Origin of the sequence: Almyronema sp. (genome assembly GCF_052168255.1) — a bacterium.
Taxonomy (GTDB): Bacteria; Cyanobacteriota; Cyanobacteriia; order Phormidesmidales; family Phormidesmidaceae; genus Sphaerothrix; species Sphaerothrix epifaneia.
Window position 1 is genome coordinate 52,227 of record NZ_JBQLZL010000056.1, and the last position, 23,124, is coordinate 75,350.

The 23,124-nt window shown below is 51.5% G+C and carries 17 protein-coding genes and 1 pseudogene; 13 read left to right on the plus strand and 5 right to left on the minus strand.

Going from position 1 to position 23,124, the window contains the following annotated elements:
* Positions 1-249: 249 nt before the first annotated feature.
* From ACTS3T_RS12485 to ACTS3T_RS12515, 7 genes are all read left to right on the plus strand, one after another.
* Positions 250-2,151 (plus strand): protein kinase domain-containing protein, encoded by a 1,902-nt coding sequence (locus ACTS3T_RS12485; RefSeq protein ID WP_462935065.1) that lies wholly within the window; start codon positions 250-252, stop codon positions 2,149-2,151.
* A 94-nt stretch (positions 2,152-2,245) separates the two neighbouring features.
* Positions 2,246-2,935 carry a dethiobiotin synthase gene (gene bioD / locus ACTS3T_RS12490; RefSeq protein WP_462935066.1) on the plus strand — a complete coding sequence of 230 codons (690 nt, stop codon included), beginning with the start codon at positions 2,246-2,248 and terminating at the stop codon, positions 2,933-2,935.
* Between the two features lie 316 nt (positions 2,936-3,251).
* A complete protein-coding gene (locus ACTS3T_RS12495) occupies positions 3,252-4,466 on the plus strand; it encodes a M20 family metallopeptidase (protein WP_462935067.1) in 1,215 nt (404 codons plus the stop codon).
* Between the two features lie 140 nt (positions 4,467-4,606).
* Positions 4,607-5,218 (plus strand): hypothetical protein, encoded by a 612-nt coding sequence (locus tag ACTS3T_RS12500; protein WP_462935068.1) that lies wholly within the window; start codon positions 4,607-4,609, stop codon positions 5,216-5,218.
* 50 nt (positions 5,219-5,268) lie between these two features.
* Positions 5,269-5,877, plus strand: a complete 609-nt coding sequence (locus tag ACTS3T_RS12505; RefSeq protein ID WP_462935069.1) for a DUF3318 domain-containing protein — start codon at positions 5,269-5,271, stop codon at positions 5,875-5,877.
* Positions 5,878-5,937: 60 nt separating this feature from the next.
* Positions 5,938-6,156, plus strand: a complete 219-nt coding sequence (locus ACTS3T_RS12510; RefSeq protein WP_462935070.1) for a hypothetical protein — start codon at positions 5,938-5,940, stop codon at positions 6,154-6,156.
* 2 nt (positions 6,157-6,158) lie between these two features.
* Positions 6,159-6,689: an aspartyl/asparaginyl beta-hydroxylase domain-containing protein gene (locus ACTS3T_RS12515; RefSeq protein WP_462935071.1), complete on the plus strand. Its 531-nt coding sequence runs from the start codon at positions 6,159-6,161 to the stop codon at positions 6,687-6,689.
* Here the strand turns inward: ACTS3T_RS12515 and ACTS3T_RS12520 are convergent.
* Positions 6,658-9,042 (minus strand): S9 family peptidase, encoded by a 2,385-nt coding sequence (locus ACTS3T_RS12520; protein WP_462935072.1) that lies wholly within the window; start codon positions 9,040-9,042, stop codon positions 6,658-6,660. The genes ACTS3T_RS12515 and ACTS3T_RS12520 overlap by 32 nt on opposite strands.
* A gap of 210 nt (positions 9,043-9,252) precedes the next feature.
* Between ACTS3T_RS12520 and ACTS3T_RS12525 the strand changes: the two genes are divergently transcribed.
* On the plus strand, positions 9,253-10,317 hold the full coding sequence (locus tag ACTS3T_RS12525) for a Fe(3+) ABC transporter substrate-binding protein (protein ID WP_462935073.1): 1,065 nt from the start codon (positions 9,253-9,255) through the stop codon (positions 10,315-10,317).
* A gap of 94 nt (positions 10,318-10,411) precedes the next feature.
* On the opposite strand, the gene ACTS3T_RS12530 is transcribed toward ACTS3T_RS12525, so the two are convergent.
* Entirely contained in the window at positions 10,412-10,621 is a 210-nt protein-coding gene (locus tag ACTS3T_RS12530; protein WP_462935074.1) for a hypothetical protein, read from the minus strand.
* Positions 10,622-10,935: 314 nt separating this feature from the next.
* Between ACTS3T_RS12530 and ACTS3T_RS12535 the strand changes: the two genes are divergently transcribed.
* Positions 10,936-11,589 (plus strand): Fe2+-dependent dioxygenase, encoded by a 654-nt coding sequence (locus ACTS3T_RS12535; RefSeq protein WP_462935075.1) that lies wholly within the window; start codon positions 10,936-10,938, stop codon positions 11,587-11,589.
* An 11-nt stretch (positions 11,590-11,600) separates the two neighbouring features.
* On the opposite strand, the gene ACTS3T_RS12540 is transcribed toward ACTS3T_RS12535, so the two are convergent.
* On the minus strand, positions 11,601-12,263 hold the full coding sequence (locus ACTS3T_RS12540) for a DNA-3-methyladenine glycosylase I (protein WP_462935076.1): 663 nt from the start codon (positions 12,261-12,263) through the stop codon (positions 11,601-11,603).
* Between the two features lie 295 nt (positions 12,264-12,558).
* Here ACTS3T_RS12540 and ACTS3T_RS12545 point away from each other — a divergent pair, with 295 nt between their 5' ends.
* Entirely contained in the window at positions 12,559-15,900 is a 3,342-nt protein-coding gene (locus ACTS3T_RS12545) for a PAS domain S-box protein (RefSeq protein ID WP_462935077.1), read from the plus strand.
* Positions 15,901-15,944: 44 nt separating this feature from the next.
* Here the strand turns inward: ACTS3T_RS12545 and ACTS3T_RS12550 are convergent, their stop codons facing one another.
* Positions 15,945-17,093 carry a SpoIIE family protein phosphatase gene (locus tag ACTS3T_RS12550; protein ID WP_462935078.1) on the minus strand — a complete coding sequence of 383 codons (1,149 nt, stop codon included), beginning with the start codon at positions 17,091-17,093 and terminating at the stop codon, positions 15,945-15,947.
* Between the two features lie 678 nt (positions 17,094-17,771).
* Here ACTS3T_RS12550 and ACTS3T_RS12555 point away from each other — a divergent pair.
* The gene (locus tag ACTS3T_RS12555) at positions 17,772-19,322 is read left to right on the plus strand and encodes a hypothetical protein (RefSeq protein ID WP_462935079.1); all 1,551 of its coding nucleotides are present in this window, start codon (positions 17,772-17,774) and stop codon (positions 19,320-19,322) included.
* A gap of 182 nt (positions 19,323-19,504) precedes the next feature.
* On the opposite strand, the gene ACTS3T_RS12560 is transcribed toward ACTS3T_RS12555, so the two are convergent.
* The gene (locus ACTS3T_RS12560; protein WP_462935080.1) at positions 19,505-20,449 is read right to left on the minus strand and encodes a DUF5996 family protein; all 945 of its coding nucleotides are present in this window, start codon (positions 20,447-20,449) and stop codon (positions 19,505-19,507) included.
* 494 nt (positions 20,450-20,943) lie between these two features.
* Between ACTS3T_RS12560 and ACTS3T_RS12565 the strand changes: the two genes are divergently transcribed.
* On the plus strand, positions 20,944-22,230 hold the full coding sequence (locus ACTS3T_RS12565; RefSeq protein ID WP_462935081.1) for a P-loop NTPase fold protein: 1,287 nt from the start codon (positions 20,944-20,946) through the stop codon (positions 22,228-22,230).
* A gap of 184 nt (positions 22,231-22,414) precedes the next feature.
* Positions 22,415-23,124 (plus strand): annotated as a pseudogene (locus ACTS3T_RS12570) (tetratricopeptide repeat protein); the annotation flags it as partial.

Genomic DNA, 23,124 nt, shown 5'->3' on the forward strand with positions numbered 1-23,124 from the left:
AGTTATTGCTGTCGCAGAAGCGCTAAGGCGCTTTAGTTGCTGAAACTCGCTAACAAAAAGTCTTTCATTCTGCCCTCTGCCTTTAGCCTTCTGTCTTAGCTATAACTTATCCAAGTGTCTGTTTTCGGTCAGTCAGGCTTCTGGCACAGTTCCCCATCAGGACTAAAAACTTGCAGTAAACTGGGGAAGCTATACCCTGAGCAGCCATCTGAGGCGTTCGGCTGGTTTTGAGAATCGACAATATTCACTATGCAATCTCCTATCCCTGCTGGAACCGTTCTACAAAACCGCTATCAAGTTGTCCATATGTTGGGACAGGGTGGCTTTGGCCGCACCTATCTAGCTGAAGACCAAGGCAGATTCAACGAGCGGTGTGTGTTGAAAGAGTTTATGCCGCTGCAGGGAGGCGATCATTTTTCTGACAAAGCAACTCAGCTATTTCAGCGAGAAGCTCAGATTCTCTATAAAATTCAGCATCCTCAAATCCCTCAGTTTCGGGCAATTTTTGAGCAAGACCAGCGCTTATTTTTAGTCCAAGACTATGTTGAGGGTACAACCTATCGCGAACTTCTCGACCAGCGGCGACTACAACAGCAGGCTTTTTCAGAAGCTGAGGTGCGCCAATTTTTGCACCAAATGCTGCCAGTGCTGGCTCATATTCATGCTCAGGGCATTATTCACCGAGATATCAGTCCGGATAACATCATCTTGCGCAACAGCGATCGCCTGCCGGTTCTGATTGACTTTGGCGTGGTCAAAGAGGTAGTCACTCGCATTCAAATGCCGGAAACAGCTAGCCAAGCCACTACCGTAGGCAAGCGCGGCTACGCCCCGAGTGAACAAATGCAAACCGGACGAGCTTATCCGAGTAGCGACTTGTACTCGCTAGCGGTTACTGCCGTTGTGCTGTTGACTGGCAAAGAGCCACAAATGCTGTTTGATGATGTCAATTTGGTGTGGACATGGCCACAATATGTCACCGTCAGTCCGGGGCTGGCTCAGGTGCTAAATCGGGCTTTGAGCTATCGCCCTGGCGATCGCTATCAGTCTGTTAGTGAGATGGCACAAGCACTGGGCGAATCTAGCTCAACAACAGCGCCCCGACCGACGGTACCCTCGCCCCCCTCAGCGACTGAAGTTTCTCAGATGCGAACGGTGGCTGTCAGCCCGCGTTATCAAGCAACACAGGCGCGTACGACCCCTGTGCGCCCTAATGCAGTATCTCCGCCAGTGCAGGAATCAGAATCCCTGTGGGAAAACCCCTGGGCCATTAGCGCTATCGGATTAGGGCTGGCCTTAGCAGCAGCTTTAGGCGGTTGGGCTGTGGTGCGAGTGCTCAATGGCGGTGACTCAAGCAATGCCCCCCCCCCGTTAGAAAATCCTGATATTACGATTAACCCCACGCCGACTGAACCTGCTGAGCCAGCTCCCAATCGCCCAGTTGAATATAGTCAGGCGTTTAGTTTGTCAGCAGGTGAAAGTCAAACAGTCGAAGGTAGTTTACGCGCTGGCGAAACAGTCAACTATCAGTTTCGGGCTGAACAAGGACAGGTGTTATCGGCGAGCCTAGAGGGTGAAGGGGTCCTCTTGAGCGTTTTGGCTCCCAATCAGCAGCCAGTTGAAGCGTCCGCCAATCGCACTTTGAGCTGGCAAGGCGCGTTGCAGTTCAGCGGTGAATACACGATTCAGCTTCGCCCGGTTCAGGGACTCAATGAAAGTGACTATCGGCTAGTCGTGAGTTTGGCGGTTGATGAACCCGAACCCGAACCGGAGCCAGAACCGGAGCCAGAACCTGAACCCGAACCGGAGCCAGAACCCGAACCCGAACCGGAAACTCAGCCGGAAGTTTTGCAGCAGCGGGTACAGTTTCCGCAGGGGGAAACCGGAGTACGCGTCGCCAATGACGTAGGCCGAGGTCGGGTGCGGCGCTACATCGTCAATGCTCAGCAGGGGCAAATCTTATCTGCTAGATTAGTTAATGCCAGTGGCCCAGCGACCATTAGTGTCCGTTTACCGAGTGGAGACTTAATTGATAATGGTTCTGGCTTACTGTCCTGGAGTGAAGAGTTGCCCGTTGGCGGTGACTATTTAATTGATGTGGTATCTTCGGCTCCGGCTGAATTTACGTTAGATTTGCAGGTGACTAATTAAATTCATGCCTCCATCTCAACCTGAGGCATGACTCAGCAACTGGCTCACGGGTAGATCGCTGAAATCAAAACGACTGAAACTGGACATAAAATTTGTGCTTAAGGCGCTGCTAATTGCTGGAACCGATACCGATGCTGGAAAAACAGTGGTCACTACGGCCTTAGTCGCTTACTGGCAAAAGTATTGGGGTTCTCGTTCTTTAGGCTTAATCAAGCCTGTTCAGTCGGGTCTAGGCGATCGCGAACTGTATCAGCAGCTCTTTAAGCTGGATCAATCTTTAGCAGAAATCAATCCGGTTTTTTTTGCGGCCCCGCTTGCTCCTCCCTTAGCCGCTGAACGGGAAGGCCGCCGAGTTGACTTGCAGCCCGTTTGGCAAACCCTGCGAAAATTGGAGCAGTCTCGCGATTGGGTGCTGGTAGAAGGGTTAGGTGGACTGGGTTCTCCCGTTACCAACGAGCTAACCTTAGCGGATTTAGCAGCGCAATGGCGACTACCAACAGTTTTAGTGGTGCCTGTGCGTTTAGGAGCGATCGCTCAGGCCGTCGCCAATGTAGCATTGGCTCGACAAACCCAAGTGGCGCTCAAAGGAATCATTCTCAATTGTGTGCAACCGCGTTCGGCTGCGGAGATTGCCGATTGGACACCTTCAGCCCTGATTGAATCGCTTACTCAGACACCGATACTAGGGGTAATGCCCTACATTGCGGATACGAGCAATCTCTCCAGCCTATCTGAGGCAGCCGCTCAACTCAGGTTAGAGGGGCTACTTCCCGTCATGGCTTAACCCTAACCTGGTTAATGTAATTTTTCTGCATTAAAGAGACTCGGATCACAACCGATTATAAAACTTATCGCCATAATGTACTGAAAGGGTCCGGATTTTCAGTAAAGTCACTGAAAATACTGAAATACCACTCAGCCTACTCACCCTGAGAGAGAGGCTAGTTTTCAACCTTTAGATCCTGTTCCCTTTCTTCAAAACATAAGAATCTATTGCTATAGGAGCGTTTTGCCTGCTGTGTCATGCTGACGAGCGCTGCACTCGTTTTAAGTCTTCAACGCTGTTTAGCAAATTCATTATTAATAGATTTGTTAACTCTATGATTTCTACCATTCCGTCTACCACGGCTGATCTAGCTAGCATTCGCCTCCAAATTCGCTCCCTGCAACCTCAGCTAGTGGCTTGGCGGCGGCGGTTGCACCAGCGTCCTGAACTGGGATTTCAAGAACTACAGACTGCTCAGTTTATTAGCCAGAAGTTAACTAAGTGGGGAATTGAGCACCAAACCGGGGTTGCCCAAACCGGGGTCGTTGCTACCATTGCAGGCGATCGCCCTGGGCCAGTTTTGGCTATCCGAGCCGATATGGACGCCCTCCCGATTCAAGAACTCAACGAAGTGTCTTATTGCTCTCAAAACGATGGGCAAATGCACGCTTGCGGCCATGATGGACACGTAGCGATCGCCCTAGGCACCGCTTATTATTTGGCTCAGCACCGCGATCGCTTTGCAGGCACAGTCAAGATCATTTTCCAGCCTGCCGAAGAAGGCCCAGGGGGAGCCAAACCGATGATCGAAGCGGGGGTGCTACAGCAGCCAGAAGTAGATGCCATTATCGGCTTACACCTTTGGAACAACCTTCCTCTAGGCACTATTGGGGTGCGCAATGGCCCCTTAATGGCAGCTACAGAGCTATTTCACTGCACCATTCATGGCAAAGGCGGACATGGCGCTATCCCCCATCAAACCATTGATTCAGTCGTGGTGGGGGCTCAGGTGGTTAACGCAGTGCAGACTATCGTATCTCGCAATGTCGATCCACTCAAAGCAGCGGTTGTCACAATTGGTGAGTTCCATGCAGGCACAGCCCTTAACGTCATTGCCGACGAAGCCCGCATGAGCGGCACCGTTCGCTACTTTGATCAGGCTTACACTCACTTTTTTGCTCAGCGGTTAGAGCAAGTCATTGCCGGTATTTGCCAGGGTTATGGTGCCCGTTATACATTCGACTATCGGCCTTTGTATCCGCCTGTGATTAACGATGCCGATATGGCCGATTTGGTGCGGACTGTGGCTCTTTCAGTTGTTGAAACACCAGCCGGGGTCGTGCCAGAGTGTCGTACCATGGGCGGTGAAGACATGGCCTTCTTTTTGAAGGAAGTACCAGGCTGCTATTTCTTCTTAGGGGCGGCCAACGCGGCCAAAAACCTGATTTATCCCCACCACCATCCTCGCTTTGACTTTGACGAAACGGCTTTGGGCATGGGGGTTGAAATGTTTGTTCGCTGTGTCGAAAAGTTTTGTGCGTTGGGTTAACCGTTGACTCAGCCCCTTGACCGAGTTTGGCTCCTGATTGCCCGGTTTAAAGAGGGGCGAGGTTGCAAAAAATCTTAATCTTTGGCGGTTTGCCCATCTCTGCTTGTAAGCTTTGGGTGAAAAGGCGAGGGAAAATTAACATGAGGCGAAGAATTCTCTGGCTCGTGGGGCTGGCTATCTGCACCCTAGCGGGGGTGTTTTTCGTAAGCACGGGGGATTTGGGGTTGTCGTCTCAGTCGCCTGCGGTAAGTTTCGGTAACCGTATAGCCGTGGCTCAAGCCCAGACTGAATCTGCCCAGTCGGCGACACCGACGCTAGGAGGTAACTACGCCGATCCGCAGGGTCGTTTTCAAATTGGTATTTTGTCAGGTTTTAACGTCAATAATATTGCGGGTTCTGTTTTGATAGAAGCGCCCGATGGCAGTCTGGCTTATTCGGTAACGGTAGTACCCGCTGGTAGCTTAGGCGAAGAAACCGCCTTGACGGATGCGGCGCTAGCTCAAATTGTCAAAAATACCTTTGCGACTGGCGAAGGGTTTCAGCCCACCGGATTTCAAACGTTAGCCGGGGGTGGGGTGCAAATTCCTTGGGTTGGTCGGCTAACGCTGGCAGCAACCACTCAACCACTGCAAGGGTGGGTGTTAGCCCGACAGGCTGCTAGCGATGTCTATTTGCTGGCGATCGCCGCAGTAGAAGGATCGCAACCACAATCTGTTCTGCCAATTTTGGCGGATAGTTTAGAGGTTCTCTAGCCCGTCTGGCTGCTAGGCTAAGGGTTATCCGCTTTTATCCGCATAGAAACGTGGTCAATTCTAATCGGGAAATTTCTCGCCTGCTGGAGCTAATGCCTGCATCAGGCCGCATGAAGATTCGCTTAAGGGAGAATGCCGCTCAAACCCATGCGATCGAGGCTGATTTTCCGCGCCCCTGGCAGCGAGTGCATATCATCACCTTTAATTTTGATCTGTGGAATCAGCTTGCGGTTGCTCAGCAAGATCTGCTGCTGTTGCATCAAGTTTGCTGGCTAACGCGTGTTCAGATCTTAAAGTTTGATTTGTATCAGGGTCTGGCGGCGGCTGGGGTATTGGGCACACTCTTTGAAGCCGCTCAGCTAGATATGATTGGCCTGGTGATTGGGGGCAGCCTCACCGCATTTGCCGGGACGCAGATTTGGCGCAACAGCCGGGGGCCACGAGCCGAGATCGAAGCTGATGAAGCAGCGATCGCAGTGGCTCAGCGGCGGGGCTACACTCAGGTAGAAGCGGCTCGTCATCTGGCAACAGCAATCGAGGCCGTAGCGCAAATCGAAGGTCGGCCAAGCTTGAGCTTTAACGAACTGCTGCGTTGCCAAAATCTCAAGGCGATCGCCGGGTTGTCTGCAACCGGGGTGCCAAACAGCGTTCGGCAATAGATATAGGCAAAAGGCGGCTGGTGTCAGACAATGGGGGCATTGAGTTAATCAGCGCTAGCAATGTCAGAAGTGCCGTCAACGTCTGCCTATGATCCGGCTCTTGAGGGGCCACCGCCTCGCACCCCGGCTGCTAAGTCAACTCTAATGGCTGACCTGGCGCAGGGACGGGAGTTTGTCAAATTTGTCTGGAAAATGTCTGGCCGCATTCGCAGCCCTAAAAATCGCCTGCGGTTCGTCATCGGACTGATCCTGTGGAAACCGATTTTGCCAAAAGAATAAAAATGTACTGCGATCCTGATCAGTTTGACTTCATTAAAACTTTAGAGGCCAATTGGCTGACGATTAAGCAAGAGCTGTCGCAACTGGGCGATCGCGATTTTTTAGCTTATCCCGAAAGGTATCTGCTCGATAAAAAGACCGGATGGGATATTTACGGCATCTATTTTTTAGGGGTGCGAATTGACCTCAATTGTGAACAATGTCCTGAAACAGCCAAACTGGTGCAAGCAATTCCTGGCATAATTACGGCTGGCTTTTCGCGCTTAGCGGCGGGGGCGCATATTGTGCCTCACGCGGGTAAGCCCGTTGGCGTTTTGCGCTGCCACCTAGGGCTAGACATCCCCGAAAAGTGTGGGTTGCGGGTGGGTTCAGAGATTAAGCCCTGGCAGGAAGGCAAGTGTTTGGTTTTTGACGATACCTCTGAACACGAAGCCTGGAACCTCAGCGATCGCCACCGAGACGTAATGCTGCTAGATTTTCGTCTACCCGCTGGTACTCAGGCTAAGGATTATTACTGGCTGGCACCTGCTTAACATAGCGATCGAGCCACTGCGTCATTTCCCACAGCACATGCCCCACCGCTTCGCGTGATTCATATCCGTGCCCCTCAAAGGGTAGCTCTACCCAGCGGACGGTGCCCCCTAATCCCTGCAAAGCTTCGTACAGCCGTTCGCTTTGCAAGGGATATGTGCCAGCATTTTCGTCTTCTGCACCGTGGATGAGCAACAGCGGCTCGTTAATCTGGTGGGCATAGGTAAACGGCGAAAGCTGATTATAAATCTCAGGGGCTTGCCAAAAGGTGCGTTGCTCACCTTGAAAGCCAAAAGGCGTCAGACTACGGTTATAAGCCCCACTGCTGGCAATTCCCGCCTGAAACAAATCAGTATGAGCCAGCAGGTTAGCTGCTGTAAAGGCACCGTAAGAATGGCCACCAATAGCCACTTGATCAGCACGACTAATCCCCCGTTCCACCAAGTAGGTAATGGCCGCTTCGGCTCCCATCTTCAGTTGCTCCAGGTAGGTGTCGTTGGGTTCCGCTTCGCCTTCACCAATAATCGGCAGGGTTGGCCCCATCAAGATAGCGTAACCCTGCGTTAGCAAAAACAGCGGTGAGTACCCCCAAGGCCGACTAAAAGCATTTGCCGCCGTCGTCACTTGAGAAGCCGTTTCTCGACTTTTATATTCTTGGGGATAAACCCAGAACAGCGTTGGCAACGGCCCATCTCGATTGGGTTGATATTGAGGAGGAAGGTAGAGCGTGGCCGAAAGCGCTACGCCGTCGGCTCGCTGATATTGCACCACTTCACGGCTAATACCTGCAAACCAGGGCAGAGGGTCGGCAAACTGGGTTAAAGGGGTGACCTCAGCAGTGATTAAATTACGCAGTAAATAGTTAGGAGCCTGTAGCGGCGACTGCTGACGGGTAATCATTTGGCTGGCTTCCCCGTCAAGCAGACGCACCACCTGCTCGTAGTTGGGATCTTGAGCTTGCCACAGCCGAGTTTTCACACCAGTGCCCAGATGCCAGCGATCGAGAAAAGGATAGACCCCTGCGGGGGATGCTCCCCGACCGCTGAGATAAAGACTTTCTCCGTCAGGGGCAAACAAAAGCACAGAGCGATGATAAGGCCCAGGAGTCATTAAGGGCTGCCCAGGGGCACCGTAGCGATCTTGATAGTCGCGATCGTCCAGCAGGCGGGGAGCGGCGGTGGGGTCGGCTGGATTGAGCTGCCAAGTGCGTAGGCGGCGGTTGTCGTACCAGTATTCGTAGCCCAAGGCGATCGCCTCGTTGCCCCATAAGATGCGGTTGTATCTCAGCGCTGTCTTCCACAGCAATTCGGCAGCAGCGGTAAAAGGCGCTTCGATTTGAAAGACGGCATCGCGCCAGGTCGCCGATTGGCGAGCATCGCCCCCGTCTAGGGCTTCTACCCAATATAAAGTTGCTGGGCGATCGGGACGCCAGCCGATTGAGCGCCGCCCTTGCCTAACGGAATTAAACGTGATCGGAATATCATCGGCTAGCGGCAGGTCAGCGACGGTGAACACTTCTTCGCCAGAGCGATTGAGAACAACGCTGCGCTTCGGAAACAGACTAGCGGGTACCTGATAAGAAAAAGGCCGCTGGGTTACTCGCAGCAAAATCCACTGGCGATCGGGCGAAACCGTGGCGGCATCGATTAGCAGCGGCGGGGTAAGTACCTGGCGATCGCCAGTTAAACTAACCTGCACCAAAACCGACGTTAGATAGTATTCGTAGAGGGCTTCGTCTTGCGGATTGCGCAGCAGATTGGTATAGGTACGGTTAGGCGCTGTGCGGCCTAGATTTTCTTCAATTCGGGGGCCAATGGGTTGGGCGTTGACCGGGGGAGACGGCGGCAGGCTATCGGGTATCACTTTACACAGCAGCCCCTCAGTATCGGAGATCCATCGACAAGCTGGGCCGTAAGCCCCATTAAGAATAGGCGGGGTAAGCTGACGCGCTTCAGCCGTTGCCAGATCTAGCACCCACAGCGCCAAACCCGTCGGCTGAACTTCGGTAAAGGCGAGCTTGTGACCTTGGGGTGACCAGTGTAAGTCTTTTAGGCGCATACCTGCAGGCAAGGCTACGCGTCGAGTTTCTCCAGTGGCGATCGCTTGAATTTCGATGCCGCGAAAGGTGTAATCCAGCGCTGGGCCTCGTGTAGCCGGATCAATTTGTAACCCAGCCACCGTAACCCGAGGACTAGCAAGTTCTGCGATCGCAGGTAAGGGCGGTCGCGTCAGCTTAATTAACCACTGATGGTCAGGTGAAATCTGAACAGCCGGAATCCAAACCGTATCAAGCAAAGTGTTTATCGGTTCAGGTGCCTCTTGCCAAGCGGCTTGGGCGGTTGCTTTAAAAGTCATGCAGGATAGGCCAACAATTCCGAGGAGGATAGACAGGTAGCCAAGTCTTAGGGGACGGGGCGTTCTCATTTTGGCTGATGGGACGGGTAATTGGGTAAAGACAGTTCTCTTATAGCAAAGTAGCCCGTTCACTTCTGCTGATCAATTTTCTGACTTAATACGAATGACTTGCATTAAAATACTTTCATCATTCACCTTACTTGAATCAAAATGAGGATTAACAGAAGAGCTTTTGTGGCGCTAGCTGCCAGTACAACTCTTTTTACCGCCATTAGCTGTAGCAACGAGTCTCAACAAGCTCAGGAAACAAGCAGCGCTGAAGCAGAAGTGGTTAACGTCTATTCAGCCCGCCACTATGACATTGATGACGATTTGTATAACAGCTTTACGGAACAAACGGGCATTGCCGTCAACGTGATTGAGGGTGACTCAGACGAACTGCTAGAACGCATTCAAAATGAGGGCGAAAACAGTCCGGCGGATGTTTTTATCACCGTCGATGCAGGGCGGCTCTGGCGGGCTGAAGAGGCTGGAGTTTTTCAACCCGTCACTTCAACTGTGCTAGAAACAGAAATTCCCGCCAACCTGCGCCACCCTGACAATCTTTGGTTTGGCTTAACTAAGCGAGCGCGAGTGCTGGTCTACAACGTAGACAATGTAGAACCGTCAGATCTGTCAACCTATGAAGCGTTGGCAGAACCTAGCTGGCAAGGGCGCGTGTGTGTCCGCAGTTCGAGCAATATTTATAACCAGTCGCTAGTCGGCTCCTTAATTGAAACCGATGGCGAAGCCGCCGCAGAAGAGTGGGCTAAAGGTTTGGTGAATAATTTTGCCCGTGAGCCAGAAGGAGGAGATACCGATCAAATCAAGGCGGTAGCGGCTGGTCAATGCGATGTAGCCATTGTCAACCACTATTACTGGGCCAGAATGGCTAAGTCCGACAGCGCCGAAGATCAGGCAATTGTCGAAAAAACAGCCGTTTTCTTTCCTAACCAGGCCGATCGGGGAACCCACGTCAATATCAGCGGTGCAGGGGTCGTGGCTACAGCTCCGCATCCTGAAAATGCGATCGCTTTTTTAGAGTTTTTGGTCAGTCCTGAAGCGCAGACGGTCTTTGCTCAAGGTAACAACGAGTACCCAGTCATTGAAGGGGTCGAGGTCGATCCAATCGTGGCTGAACTGGGTGAATTTAAAGTTGATGAAGTGAATGTATCTGCGTACGGACGCAACAATCCGGAAGTCATTCAAATCGTCGATCGCGCTGGCTGGAAATAGGTTCTAAAAAATCAAGAAAGGCACACGTAAGTGTGCCTTTAAACTCAAACTAATAAGAGGGTTAGCGCTTTAAAGAAAGCAAAGAAAGCAAAGTTTAACCTTCGCCGCCTTCGCCGCCCTCTGGAGCTTCTTCACCTGCAGGTGTTTCTTCTGCAGGCATGGTTTCTTCGCCTTCTACAGGTGCAACTTCTTCAGTAGTTGTCCCTTCTTCAGTTTCAGTTCCTTCCTCAGCAGCAGGCCCACAAGCAGCCAGCGTTGTTGTCAAACCGAGTGCCAAAAACAATCCAATGGGCTTTAGTTTCATGGTTTTTATCTCCTCAAACCGATTTGAAACCGATAGTCAACCTGAAAGGAACTATCGCTAGATTTATCGATCACCAACTATAAGGCAATTTCTTATATTTGCCTATCTATAAGCGAAACTTAACCCCCTTCTCAGAAAATACTCACAAAACTTTGCTGACAAAACTGACTCCATAGCTAAATTTTTAGCCCTCACGCTGCGGCCATCTGAACCTGAGCGCAGCAAGTTACAAAGCCATGCCTGCGAGTTGGCTCTGGCCGGGTCGGGGGTAAAGCGTTATTGACAATTTTTGTTGTTACCTCTAAACACACAGCATGATTTTCAAAATTCCCGATATTCTGAGCGCTGATGAGCTGGCGCAAATCAGGCTGCAGTTAGCTGAGGCTGAGTTTGTAGATGGCAAGCTGACGGCGGGCTGGTATGCCAAACAGGTCAAACACAACCAACAGGTGCAAACGGCTGAGGCTAAAGCCTTAAAGGAGCAGGTTCAAGCGGCCTTTAAGCGGCATCCGCTGTTTCAAGCGGCTGTGCGCCCCCGGCAGATCCATTCGATTTTATTTAGCCGCTATGAGGTTGGCATGTCTTACGGTCGCCATGCCGACAATGCCCTGATGGGGCAGTGGCGATCGGATGTTTCGTTTACGCTCTTTCTCAACTCACCGACTGACTACGAAGGGGGAGAACTGGTGATTGAGGGGGCAGATGATGAACAAGCTTACAAGCTAGCGGCTGGCAGCGCCATTTTTTATCCGGCTTCGACGCTGCACCGGGTAGACCCCGTCACCCAGGGAACCCGCTGGGTGGCTGTCGGTTGGATACAGAGTTGGATCCGTGACCCGGCTAAGCGAGAGCTGGTGTTTGATATAGACACGGTACGGCGATCGCTGTTTGCGCGTGAAGGCAAAACCGACGAGTTTGATGTGCTTTCTAAAAGCGTGGCCAACCTTTTGCGGCTTTGGGTGGAATAGTCAGAACGCGGTTAACTATCCTGGGGCGATCGCCCTTTGGCCTGCCAAGGTGGCTCAACTTGCGCTCTAGCCGCTTCAACGGCTGGGCGGACGAAGCAGCCTTCTAGGTGATCGTTGACAATTCCTACGGCTTGCATAAAGGCATAAAGCGTCGTCGGCCCAACAAATGTCCAGCCCCGACGCTTTAGATCGCGGCTGAGAGCCACCGATTCTGGGGTTTGGCTGAGCTGACTGAGGCTGGCATAGTCTAGCGGGGCTGGGCGATTTGGAGGCTGAAATTGCCAAAAGTAGGCGGCTAGCGACTCATACTCGCTGAGTAGCTCACAGGCTCGCTGAGCATTGTTGATGGCTGATTCAATTTTGCGGCGATGGCGAATAATAGCCGCATTTTGTAACAGCCGCTCAACATCGGCTGAAGTGTAGCGAGCCACTTGGGCAAAATCAAACTGGGCAAAAGCCTGACGAAAATTTTCGCGCTTGCGTAAAATCGTCAGCCAGCTCAAACCCGCTTGAAAACCTTCTAGACAGATTTTTTCAAACAAACGGCGATCGCTGTAAACGGGCCGACCCCACTCTTGATCGTGATAAGCCTGGTAAGCTGCATCTCCCTGACACCAGTAGCAGCGAAGCTGACCGTCAGCACCCGCAACCAAACCGGGTCGATGTGCGTTCATAATTGCAAAGTTCTATTAATTTCATAGAGAATCTGACACATAGAGTAATTTTTTTTGACAGAAATCAGCAAAAAACAAAGATCGCCTTTAACATTCTTTTTAGATTGAAAACTGAGTGGACAACGACGGACTCGATTTTAGGCTGCCAACCTGAAGCGTTGTCCTGCCCAACACTCTAAATACGCTGACGGTGCCGTTCGGATTAACCCCCTGCGTTCTCAAAATTAACTTCAGTCTTAAGGCAACTCATTTTTAGAGACGGACTGCTGCGTTTGCTGATATCTGGCCTCTAAGTATGGTACGTATCGCTTCTTCGACTCACTTACCTGTTCTGGCAGATGTGGTCGATTATCGTCCCCTGACGGTGTCACCGCAGGATCGCTTGACAACCGTTTTGTCGCTGCTAGAGCCAACCGAATGGTTTTGTGCGCTGACCTGTCAAGTTGCGGCTGGTTCGCCGCTGGTTTCTTCCTTATCGGCTGATTCGCTTGAGTTTTCAACTGCTGCCTGTGTGATAGTGGTCGATCAAGCCGCTGTCGTCGGGATTTTGACCCAGCATGACCTTGTCCATTTGGGGGCTATTCAGGCAGATCTGGCAACGCTACAGGTAGAAGCGGTAATGACGCGATCGCCTGTGACCATCACGCTATCACCCCAGCAATCGCTGCTTCATGCCCTGTTGCTCCTCAAGCAACATCGCATTCACCATTTGCCCGTCTTAAACACACTCAACCAGCTTGTCGGCATAGTGACGGCTGAGAGCCTGTATCAGGCGTTGCAAGCCAAACATTTTTGGCAGTGGCAACGCGTCGCCGAGATCATGACAGCCAATGTCGTGCAGATGTTGCCAACAGCATCGCTGCTAGCCGTGGCGCAGCAAATGGATAGTCACCAGGTAAGCTGTGTGGTGGTGACCTCAAACCAAACGGCTACCGCCCAGGTGCCCTTAGGCTTAATCACCGAAGGCGATTTGGTTCAGTGCTTGCGCTTAGGCTGTGACTTTGCCAAAACCGATGCCCAAACGCTGATGAGCAGTCCTCCTTTTTGCACCGCACCCACCACCAGCCTTTGGGCCGCTCACCAGCAAATGCAGCGGCGGCGCATTCGCCAGCTTTTGGTCTGCGACACCCAAAGGCGGCTTTTGGGCATAGTCACCCAAACCGATGTTTTGCAATCACTAGAGCCAGATGAACTGCTAGAGACTATCCAAGCTTTGCAGCAGACAATAGACCAGCAAAACGCCACGCTGCAAGCCATGACGCTAGACTTACAGCGTCAGAATGCTCAGCAACAACAACTCAAAGCCCAACTACAGCAAGCCGAAGCTGCGCTGGCTCAAGGGCTGGCTGAACACCAGCAAACTGAACAGGCTTTGCGCCAAAGTGAAGAGCGCTGGCAACTGGTGCTAAAAGGCAATCAAGATGGCATTTGGGATCTGGATTTGGTGACGGGCGAAGTTTTTCGATCGCTGCGATTTTGGCAAATTCTGGGCTACAGCCAACCACCTGCCGAAACCGACAACCAGGCTTGGTTAGCCCGCATTCACCCCAACGATTTCGATCGCGTCTTGCAGATCAACCAAGACTATCTCCAGCAACGACAGCCTCACTATGCCGTGGAATATCGCCTGCGCTGTCAAGACGGCAGCTATTGCTGGGTACTGGGACGGGGACAAGCTATTTGGGATGCGGCAGGGCAACCTGTGCGCTTTGTGGGGTCGATTACCGATATGAGCGATCGCAAACAGAGTGAAGAACGCTACCGTCAGCTAGCTGAAAAGCTACAGCTCATTACCGCCAACGCGCCAGTTTATATCTACGAAATTGATCGCAACGGCTATCTCACCTTCGTTAACCATGTTTATGCCAACTTCACCTTAGATCAGGTGTTGGGCACTCGCTTAAAAGATTGGTTTCCGGCTGAGCAGCAGCCCATGATTGAGCAAACGCTGGCGCAAGTGTTTCAAACTCAGCAAATTCAAGCGATCGCCTACGAAATTCCTGACCCTCAAGGAGAAATCCACGCCTATGAAGCTCAAATCGCCCCGATTTTAATCGACAACGAAGTCAGCAGCGTTGTGCTGATTGCCAGCGATGTCACCCAGCGCAAGCAAACCGAAGCCCGCCTAAAAGAACAAGCCGCCCTGATTGACATTGCCACCGATGCGATTTTAGTTCGCAGTCTGGATGACAAAGTTATCTTTTGGAGTAAAGGCGCTGAGCGCATTTATGGCTGGTCGGCGGCGGCTGTACTTGGCAAAACCCTCAGCCAGTTGCTTGACCCCAAACCTGCCCCTGAGCTAGCGCAAGCCTGGAAAACTGTTTTGGCTCAGGGCGAGTGGCAAGGTGAATTGCAAAAGTCTAACCAGGCTGGCACAGAGCTAACGATTGAAAGTCGCTGGACGTTAGTAAGAAATGAAGCCGGAGAACCCGATTCTATTCTTTCGGTGGATACCGACATTACTGAAAAGCGGCAGTTGGAAGTGCAGTTTCTCAGAGCGCAGCGCTTAGAAAGTCTAGGGACGCTCGCGGGTGGCATTGCCCACGATCTCAACAATCTGATGACGCCCATTTTGGGAATTGCCCATCTGCTTTCAATTTTGCTCAAAGATAGCGACGAAAAAGTACAAGAGCTTTTAGAAATTCAGCTCTCTAGCGTTCGTCGGGGCACCGCTTTAGTCAAGCAGATTCTAGCCTTTGCCAGAGGCGTAGAAGGCAAGCGCACCGTGCTGCAACTGCGCCATGTTATCAACGAGGTTAAAGCGTTTACCACCAAAACTTTTCCCAAATCTATTTCGATTCAAACCGACCTGGCTAGAGATCTCTGGCCGATTCAAGGAGATGCAACTCACCTGCACCAGGTTTTGATGAATTTGTGTGTCAACGCTCGCGATGCCATGCCAGAAGGAGGCAGCCTACTGCTTTCTGCCGAAAATGACTGGTTTGAAGACGGGCAAGCCCAACGCCTGCTAGAGGCGCGTCCGGGGCCATACATTGTGGTAACGATCGCAGATACAGGCATGGGCATTGCCCCGGATGTGGTCGATCGCATTTTTGAACCCTTTTTCACCACCAAGCCACCGGGCAAAGGCACAGGCTTGGGGCTATCTACCGTCATTGGCATTGTCAAAAGCCACGGCGGCTTTGTCACCGTTTCTAGCCAGATGGGGCAGGGGACTCAATTTAAGGTGTATCTCCCGGCGATCGCCACTACACCGACCCCTAGCGAAGTAGAACCGCAACCCTTGCCACCGGGTCGCGGCGAACTCATCTTGGTCGTAGACGATGAAGCTTCCATCTGCAAAACTGCCAAAACCATGCTAGAAGCCTATCAGTACCGAGTCATGACCACCACGACAGGGACTGAAGCGATCGCCCTTTACCGTCAGCACCAAGCCGAAATTAGCGCCATTTTGATTGACCTGATGATGCCCGATCCAGATGGGTTTGCCGTCATCCGGGCGTTGCAGCAAATTCAGCCTCCGGTCAAGGTTATTGCCGTTAGCGGTCTAGCCACCAACCAAGCCAAGCTCAAGTTAGACGGCCCTGCCGTAGACGCCTTTTTGGCCAAACCCTACAACCTCGATGACCTGCTACACGCCCTCAACCGGGTGCTGCACAGTTCAACTTCGGCTTAATCGCTTTAACCCAGCGTATGGGCTTGGCTCTAGCCAACTTTCCCCTAAAGCTGCACCTGCACAATAGAGCAGTCGTCAGCAAAAGTGGCCGATCCCTGTACCGCACGCACAGACTCTACCAGCCGATCCAAATCGCAGTTCCCCTCGGCTTGCAACCGAGCCAGCAACTGGCTAAACCCTTCTAAATCCCACAAGGAGCCGTCTGGGGTTTGTAGTTCATAAATGCCGTCGCTAAACAGATACAGCGTGGTATCGGGTTCAATCACACAGGTAGCGCTGCTGTATTCGCTATTGGCTAAAACACCAATCGGAATTTTGCCGTACTGGCCTAGCTGCTGCACCGTTTCACCCGCCCTTCCAACCAGTAAAGCAGGCGGATGACCAGCGCTGGCATAGGTGAGCGATCGCGTTTTGTAGTGATAGACGCCATACCAGAGGGTAAAAAAGCGCGGATTTTGCTGATCCATTTGAAAAATGCGATTTAGCGCCGCCAGCACCGTCTCAGGCTGGTAAAGATTAGCTTTGGGTAAAGACTGCGATCGCAGTAAGTGCTGCATAGAAACCGAAGGCAACGCCGCCCCTAAGCCATGTCCAGAAACATCTAGCAGGTAAAGAACAAAATGCTCATCGTCCAGCCAGTAGTAATCGAAGCAGTCGCCCCCTAGTTGGCGAGACGGCAAAAAGCGCGAATGAACCGCGATCGGTTCGTTCAAAGCCGCAGGCAACAGCGATTTGACATATTCTGCGGCTTCTGACAGTTCACTTTCTAGCCGTTGTTTTTGCACCTGCACATCCCGGTTGAGGCGGCGCAGTTCTTGGTTAGATTCATAGAGTCTTAACCCGGCGCGGACGCGAGCCTGTAGCTCATTAGCGTCAATCGGTTTGGCCAAAAAATCGTCTGCGCCTGAGTCGAGTCCCAATACCCGGTCTTCGATTTCGGTACGAGCCGTCAGCAAAATAAAAAAAGCATCTGATAGCGCTGGCTGTGACTTCACCCATTGGCAAACCTCAATGCCGCTTAAGTTAGGCATCATCCAGTCACACACAATCAAAGCGGGCTGAACAGCTTGGGCTTTTTCAATACCTTCAGCCCCATCTTGAGCCACAAAAACCGTGTAGCCTTGCTGTTTAATCGCTTCTTGTAAAATCAGTCGATTAATTGGCTCGTCTTCGATAATGAGAACGCTATACATAGTTGCACCAGGTTTCCAGCAAACAGCAGGCGAATGTGCCCAAGGCGTTAGTGTGTCAAATTAACCACCACTGGGATCGCTGCTAGTTACTTATTCAGGCGATCGCTGCTTCATCCTGGGAAAAAAAGGCGGAATTTTTACGGGTTTAACAGCTTGCGGGGGATAAAGATAAAGCGATCGCCGCCAGTAAAATCACTTGTTTAGCGGTAAAAAGTACCCGCTGGGGTCATGCTGTTGTCTGTTTGTTCTCCTAATCTAGACCTATAGCTAAAGGCAGAAAGCAGAAGCCAAGCTTTTCTATTAGGGGCTTGCCGCTATTTGAGTCTATCAACGCTTATGACTACAGCGATACCCGCTAAAAGCCAGCTTGAGGGTGACTGTTTAATTCAGTTTATGCATTGCTTTTCTGCTGATCTAAGCTGCCTGAAAAACCAACAAAGCCAAAGCAAATTAGCAAGAAACCGCCTTTCGGCAAGATTAAACCAGCTAGCCATTCATCAGCCAATTTTAACCAAATTCACGTTCATTACTTTCAGGAATGGTCAGCATTTTCGGCTGTCATGACCGCTTCTAGAAAGCAGGTTATGAGGCTTGAGTTGCTTTAAAAAAGGCCTTAATTCATCTAGCCGGACGTTAAAAAGGCAGCAATCACCTAAGTTTTAGTTAATGGAGAATCTCATGCCAATTATCAACCTAGATGTGGCTCGCTTTGACGACTTAATTATTAACTGGTTTAGAGAATGCACACCTAAACTACTAGTCGTAACCGACAACTTAAACTACTCATCAACCAGCGATTTTGGCCTGACTGAATTTGTTAACACGCTGCGCGGCTCAACCATTCACGGCATGACGCCAATTGTCATTACCGCCAGCTTTAGCCCCACCGGAACCCTTGCTTACAACGCCACAACTCAACACATTACCAACTACAAATTCACTGACCCCACCCACGGCTTAAAAAAATCTCGCTACGACGTTGTCTTGATTCTCTCTATTAATGGTGAATCAGGCCCGCAGCTAACAGATGAAGTCGGGGCGCTAGAAACCGTCATCGACTTTATGCAAGCAGGGGGCGGCGTTTTTGCCACGGGTGATCACGCCGACCTGGGGGCGGGCATGTGTATGGATATTCCCAGAGTGCGGGCAATGCGCTACTGGCGACTGGCTGATACCCCCAGCGCTGGCGGCACCGATCGCCTCACCACTAACCTACCCGGTAGTGACGACGCCTACCAGTTTGAAGATCAATCCGATCAGTTTCCTCAACGGCTCTATGTCAACTATCGAACCGAAGCAGGCGGGATAGGCATGGCTCACCCCTTGTTGCAGGTGCCAGGTAGCAACCGCGCCATTGAAGTTTTTCCTGACCATCCCCATGAGGGTGAATGCCGCGTACCCACCAATCTCACCACCAAGCTGCCAGACGGTGTCACCGACGAGTGGCCACTGCGCAGTGGCAGCCCTAGCCGCGTTTCACCCGAAGCGATCGCCTTAACGATGTCTCACGGCAATGCTTTTCCAGGCAAGCAGGCTGTTGTGCCCCGCTCGTTTGTAGCCATTAGCGCCTATGATGGGCAACTGGCAAATGTGGGTCGAGTGGTGACCGATGCCACCTGGCACCACTTCGTCAACGTCAATATTGTTGGCGACTTGCCGGCCCTACCGCCCGGACGCCAGGGTCTCACCGGACGCAATTTAGACGATGTCAAACAGTATTATCGCAACATCGTTACCTGGCTGATGCCTAAAAACGTTCGCCGCTGCCGTCGCTTTCCCTGGCTAATTCGCGAACTGGTGCAGTTCCCCCTGTTTGAAGAACTCAAGCCCATGCCCTTTGAGCAAATTCCCAGTCAGCAACTACGAGAAATTGGACTGCTGGTGGAAGCTGCTCTGGTTAAGCGAGAGCCGCAGTTTAATTTTCAGGCGTTGCTCAACGACACTCTAGAAGAAGCCCTAGGCTCAGAAGCGATGCTGAAGCTAAGCGAGTTTGGGCAGACGTTTGGTAAGATTTCAGCGCGAGATGTGGGGCTATCAGCCCTGGGGGCACTGACCATGGCAACAGCCAACACGGTGAATGAACTGGCTGGCAAAGAGCAACTCGCTGGCGAAGAAATCTTTGGGGCTGCTGCGCAAAAAGCAGTTACGCTAGGCGTTCGCCGCTACCTGGAAGTTAGCCGGGAAGATTTGCGTAAGATGGATGCTTTGATTGCCAGCATTGCCCGCTAGCCTGCTAGGGCGATCGCGCGGCGAGGTTAGCGGCTGAGTGGGGCTTCGAGTTCGGCAATGCAGGCTTGAAGGGGAACCCACTGAGCCGCCACCTAGCCGCCGAAACCTTTTGTCCCCTTTGCTGTGGGCAGTTCCCGTCAAAGGCTTCAACCTAGATGAGGAAAGTACGGCTGGCTTTGGCTTCAACCGCTAGCTGAAGCAGAACGCTCTAGCGCCGTTCGCGGCCAGTGACCTAGGTTAGCAGCGGCTTCGTAGGTGCTTTGCAAAAAAGCCAGCAGCGTCGCTGTTGGGTCAGCCGCTTGCCGCACAGCTTCATAGGGCAAAACAAACTCCTGCAAATCAGCGCTGTAAAAAGCCGCCTCAGGCTGCACCGCATAGGCCGCAAACCCCGCTGGCACAGGATACGCATAGGCATAAAAAAGCGCCTCAGTGGTGCCCCCACCCGGCCAAAAGCCGCAGCTACTAACCTCATGGGAATAGGCTTCGCGCGTTACCCAATCAGCCATATTCGGAATTCCACCCGGATGTTCAGGCGCTGGCCGACCCGAAAAGCGAGTAACCGCTAAGTCAAAGCTGCCCCAAAAAAAATGTACCGGACTCGACTTGCCCAAAAAAGCCGATCGAAACTGGTTCAAAACGCGATCGCTCTGTACCAAAATGCGCCAAAACCGCTGAGCATACTCAGGATCATAAGCAGCGTGCTGCTGATCTTGCTCAAACGCAATAGGATCAGCAATCTCTTGCGGCCTCGTCCAGATCTGCACCTCCACACCCAACTGACGCAGCGCCGCCATTACCCCCTGGTAAAAATTAGCAACCGAATCAGCCCTTAAAGCGCGTTGGTGTACCCCCCCTTCGCTAGTGGCAATTTGCAACTGATGGTCAAGAAAATCAAAGCTAATTTGCAAACTCTGCGTCCCATAGGGCATAGCCCCCGTCGTTAGGCCGCGCGGCGTTACATACAAAGTCGAGTGCCACCAGTGGTTAAGCGACGGTACTAGCGCCAGACGAATTTTGCCCACAATCTGCGTCCACAGGTGCAACGTGGTGTAAGTCTCTTGCCACGCAGCTAGGGGTAAAGGGGGCCAGGGGCTATCTGCTGGCGCGTCTTGCACAAAAGCGGTCATGGGAAAACTCCTCAGGCGAAAAGAGTGGGGGCTAACATCACGATACGCTTGAACGTAGGGCTTTTACCCCCTATGCTCAATCATTAAGCTATCGTTTGCGATGGCTTTTGCTGCAGAATTCGAAAACCTTGGTGGTACCTGAAGGTGTTACCACCACCAACAGGCACCTCAGTCCCAGAACTGGAACAGCAGTCTGGCACCTTCGCTCATGGTAGCCCTGGTCGTCTTGATTTGAACCAACGTGTGGGATGGCTAGGGTTTTCGATTCTGTTTGCCTCAAAATCCTGACCCGGCCTCCCTGCATCAAGGGAGGTGCCATGAGGGTTGGGCTTGATCACCCAGAAGAATTGGTATAACACCACCAGCGTGAGAGCAGGTTTAGCCAGCAACGCTAGCTAAACCTGTCTCCCAAAATTGAAATTAACTGCCCCCCTGGCGGCAAGTTCCGCCAAGGGGTTTCGGTATGATGAGTTAGGGTTTTCCAAGAAAAAAGCATGAACCGCGATCGCTACGCCCAGTTCACCGCCGCATTGAGCAATCTCAAGCTGTTTCCGCTATTAACAGCCGAAGACGTGGAAAAATTTCGAGTGCCCTATGGTCAGCACACCCTGGCTAAACTGCGAAGTGCGATTTTGGCCTCAGGCGCGGCAGGCAAAGTCATCTTTACCGGACATCGGGGCTGCGGCAAATCAACCCTGTTAGCCCAACTCGCCCGACACATGCGGGACGACAACCTGTTTGTGGCTCGTTTTTCCATTGCTGACATGGTGGAAATGTCAGATGTTAACCACATCAATATTCTTTATTCCATTGCGCTCAAGCTGCTGAGTCAGGCTACCAAGCTCAAAGTACCGATTACTGAAAGCACCAAAGACACGCTAATTAACTGGTTTACACAAACCAAGTCTCGTACCTATGCCGATCAGGTAACGCAACAGCTATCTTTAGGAGTCAATGTTTTTGAATTTTTGACTGGCAAACTGCAAAAAGAAGGCTCTTTTAGAGAAGAAATCAAAGAAACCTACGAACGACGGGTTTCTGAATTATCTCAGCAAATTGACCTCATCGCCGCTGCTATTCAAGCCGCCACCAAAAAAGAAGTTTTGGTCATTATCGACGATTTAGACAAGCTTGATCTGGCAGTTGTCAAATCCATTTTTCAAGAAAATATCAAAGCGCTGTTTTCGCCCAAAATCCGCATAGTTTTTACCATACCCATCGCCGTTGTACGAGAACCACGATTAGTAGTCACCCTAGATTCTGAAAGCGATATGCTCTCAATGCTGGCGGTAACTAAGTTTTTTGAAAAAGCCAAGGCTCACCAAGCCGATACTGAACCAATTGCAGCCAATGTCGAAATGCTGCAAAAAATGCTGGAAAAGCGCATTCCAGATGACTTGATTGAACCTGAAATTAAGCGACAGATTGTGCTAAATAGCGGTGGCGTTTTGCGAGAGCTGGTGCGATTAGGGCAAGAGTGCTGTCGGGAATGTATGTTGGAGCTAGAGCTAAATCCTGATAATACAGACGTTAAAATTAACTCGGCTATTTTTAAGGAAGCAGTCAAGTCTCTGCGAAACCAGTTTGCCCGTCCCTTAGGCAGCAACCTTTACGATTTATTGGTAGAAACCTACAAACACTTCACGCCACCTGATGCCAAAAGCAACGAATTTTTAGAACTCTTACACGGGTTATATGTGCTGGAATATGAAAATGACGACCTTTGGTACGATCTGCATCCGTTAGTGACCGATTTGCTACGTCGTAAGCACCTGATTTGAGTGGGTGTTAAAAAGCCAATGGTTGTGATTGTAGGCATTCATCGATCCTCCCTAACCCTTCTTAAAAAGGAGAGAATCGGCTCGGAAATCTCCCTTGAAAAGGGAGATTTAGGGGGATCTAAACCGTTTTGCCACACAGCAGATAGCTGTTCAAACAGCTTCTTAGGCGATCGCTGGTTTTGCTATGACTTCACCTAAGCTTGATGCGCTCAATCAACGCGAGTTTCGCAAGCTAGTGCTGTCAATTAAGGCTAACCCGCAGCAGCTAGATTTGCTTTTAGCCATCTGCGACGATCGCAATTTGCAAGACACCCTGATTTCAGCCTACGAAACTGAACTTCACGCCCAAGGCATTACACCTTTTCGCACCCGCTTAAACTTGCAGCAGCCCAGCCTGCACGCAGCACTGGTCGCCTTAGTTGAGCAAGAACCCAGGCTACAAGCCAGGGAACCAGCGGTGGTAACGGTGTTGAATGCCGCAGAATTACTCGGTATACGCCTAACAGATGAAAAATCTGAACAAGAGCGCTTCTTCTTTTCGTTGCAGTGGACGCGAGAAGCACTCAGGCAGTTTAGCTTTCCGGTTGTGCTATGGCTACCAGACAGCCTTGCGACTCGTTTGGCTCAACAAGCTCCCGATTTTTGGAGTTGGCGAGGCGGGGTATTTGAGTTTGTAGCGAAGGAACAGGCGGCACTGCCGGACAGGCCACAGCCCTTGCCGGAGCGGCAAACAATAGCCGAAAGCCAGCTCTCAATGGCCGATTTGCAACAGCAGATCGTTGAACTTGAAGCAACAGCACCAGCCGCACCGCTGTTGGTAACGCTATACAACACTTTAGGAAAAGCTTATGAGCGTCAGTATGCCTATCAGCCAGCACTAGAACTTTATGAAAA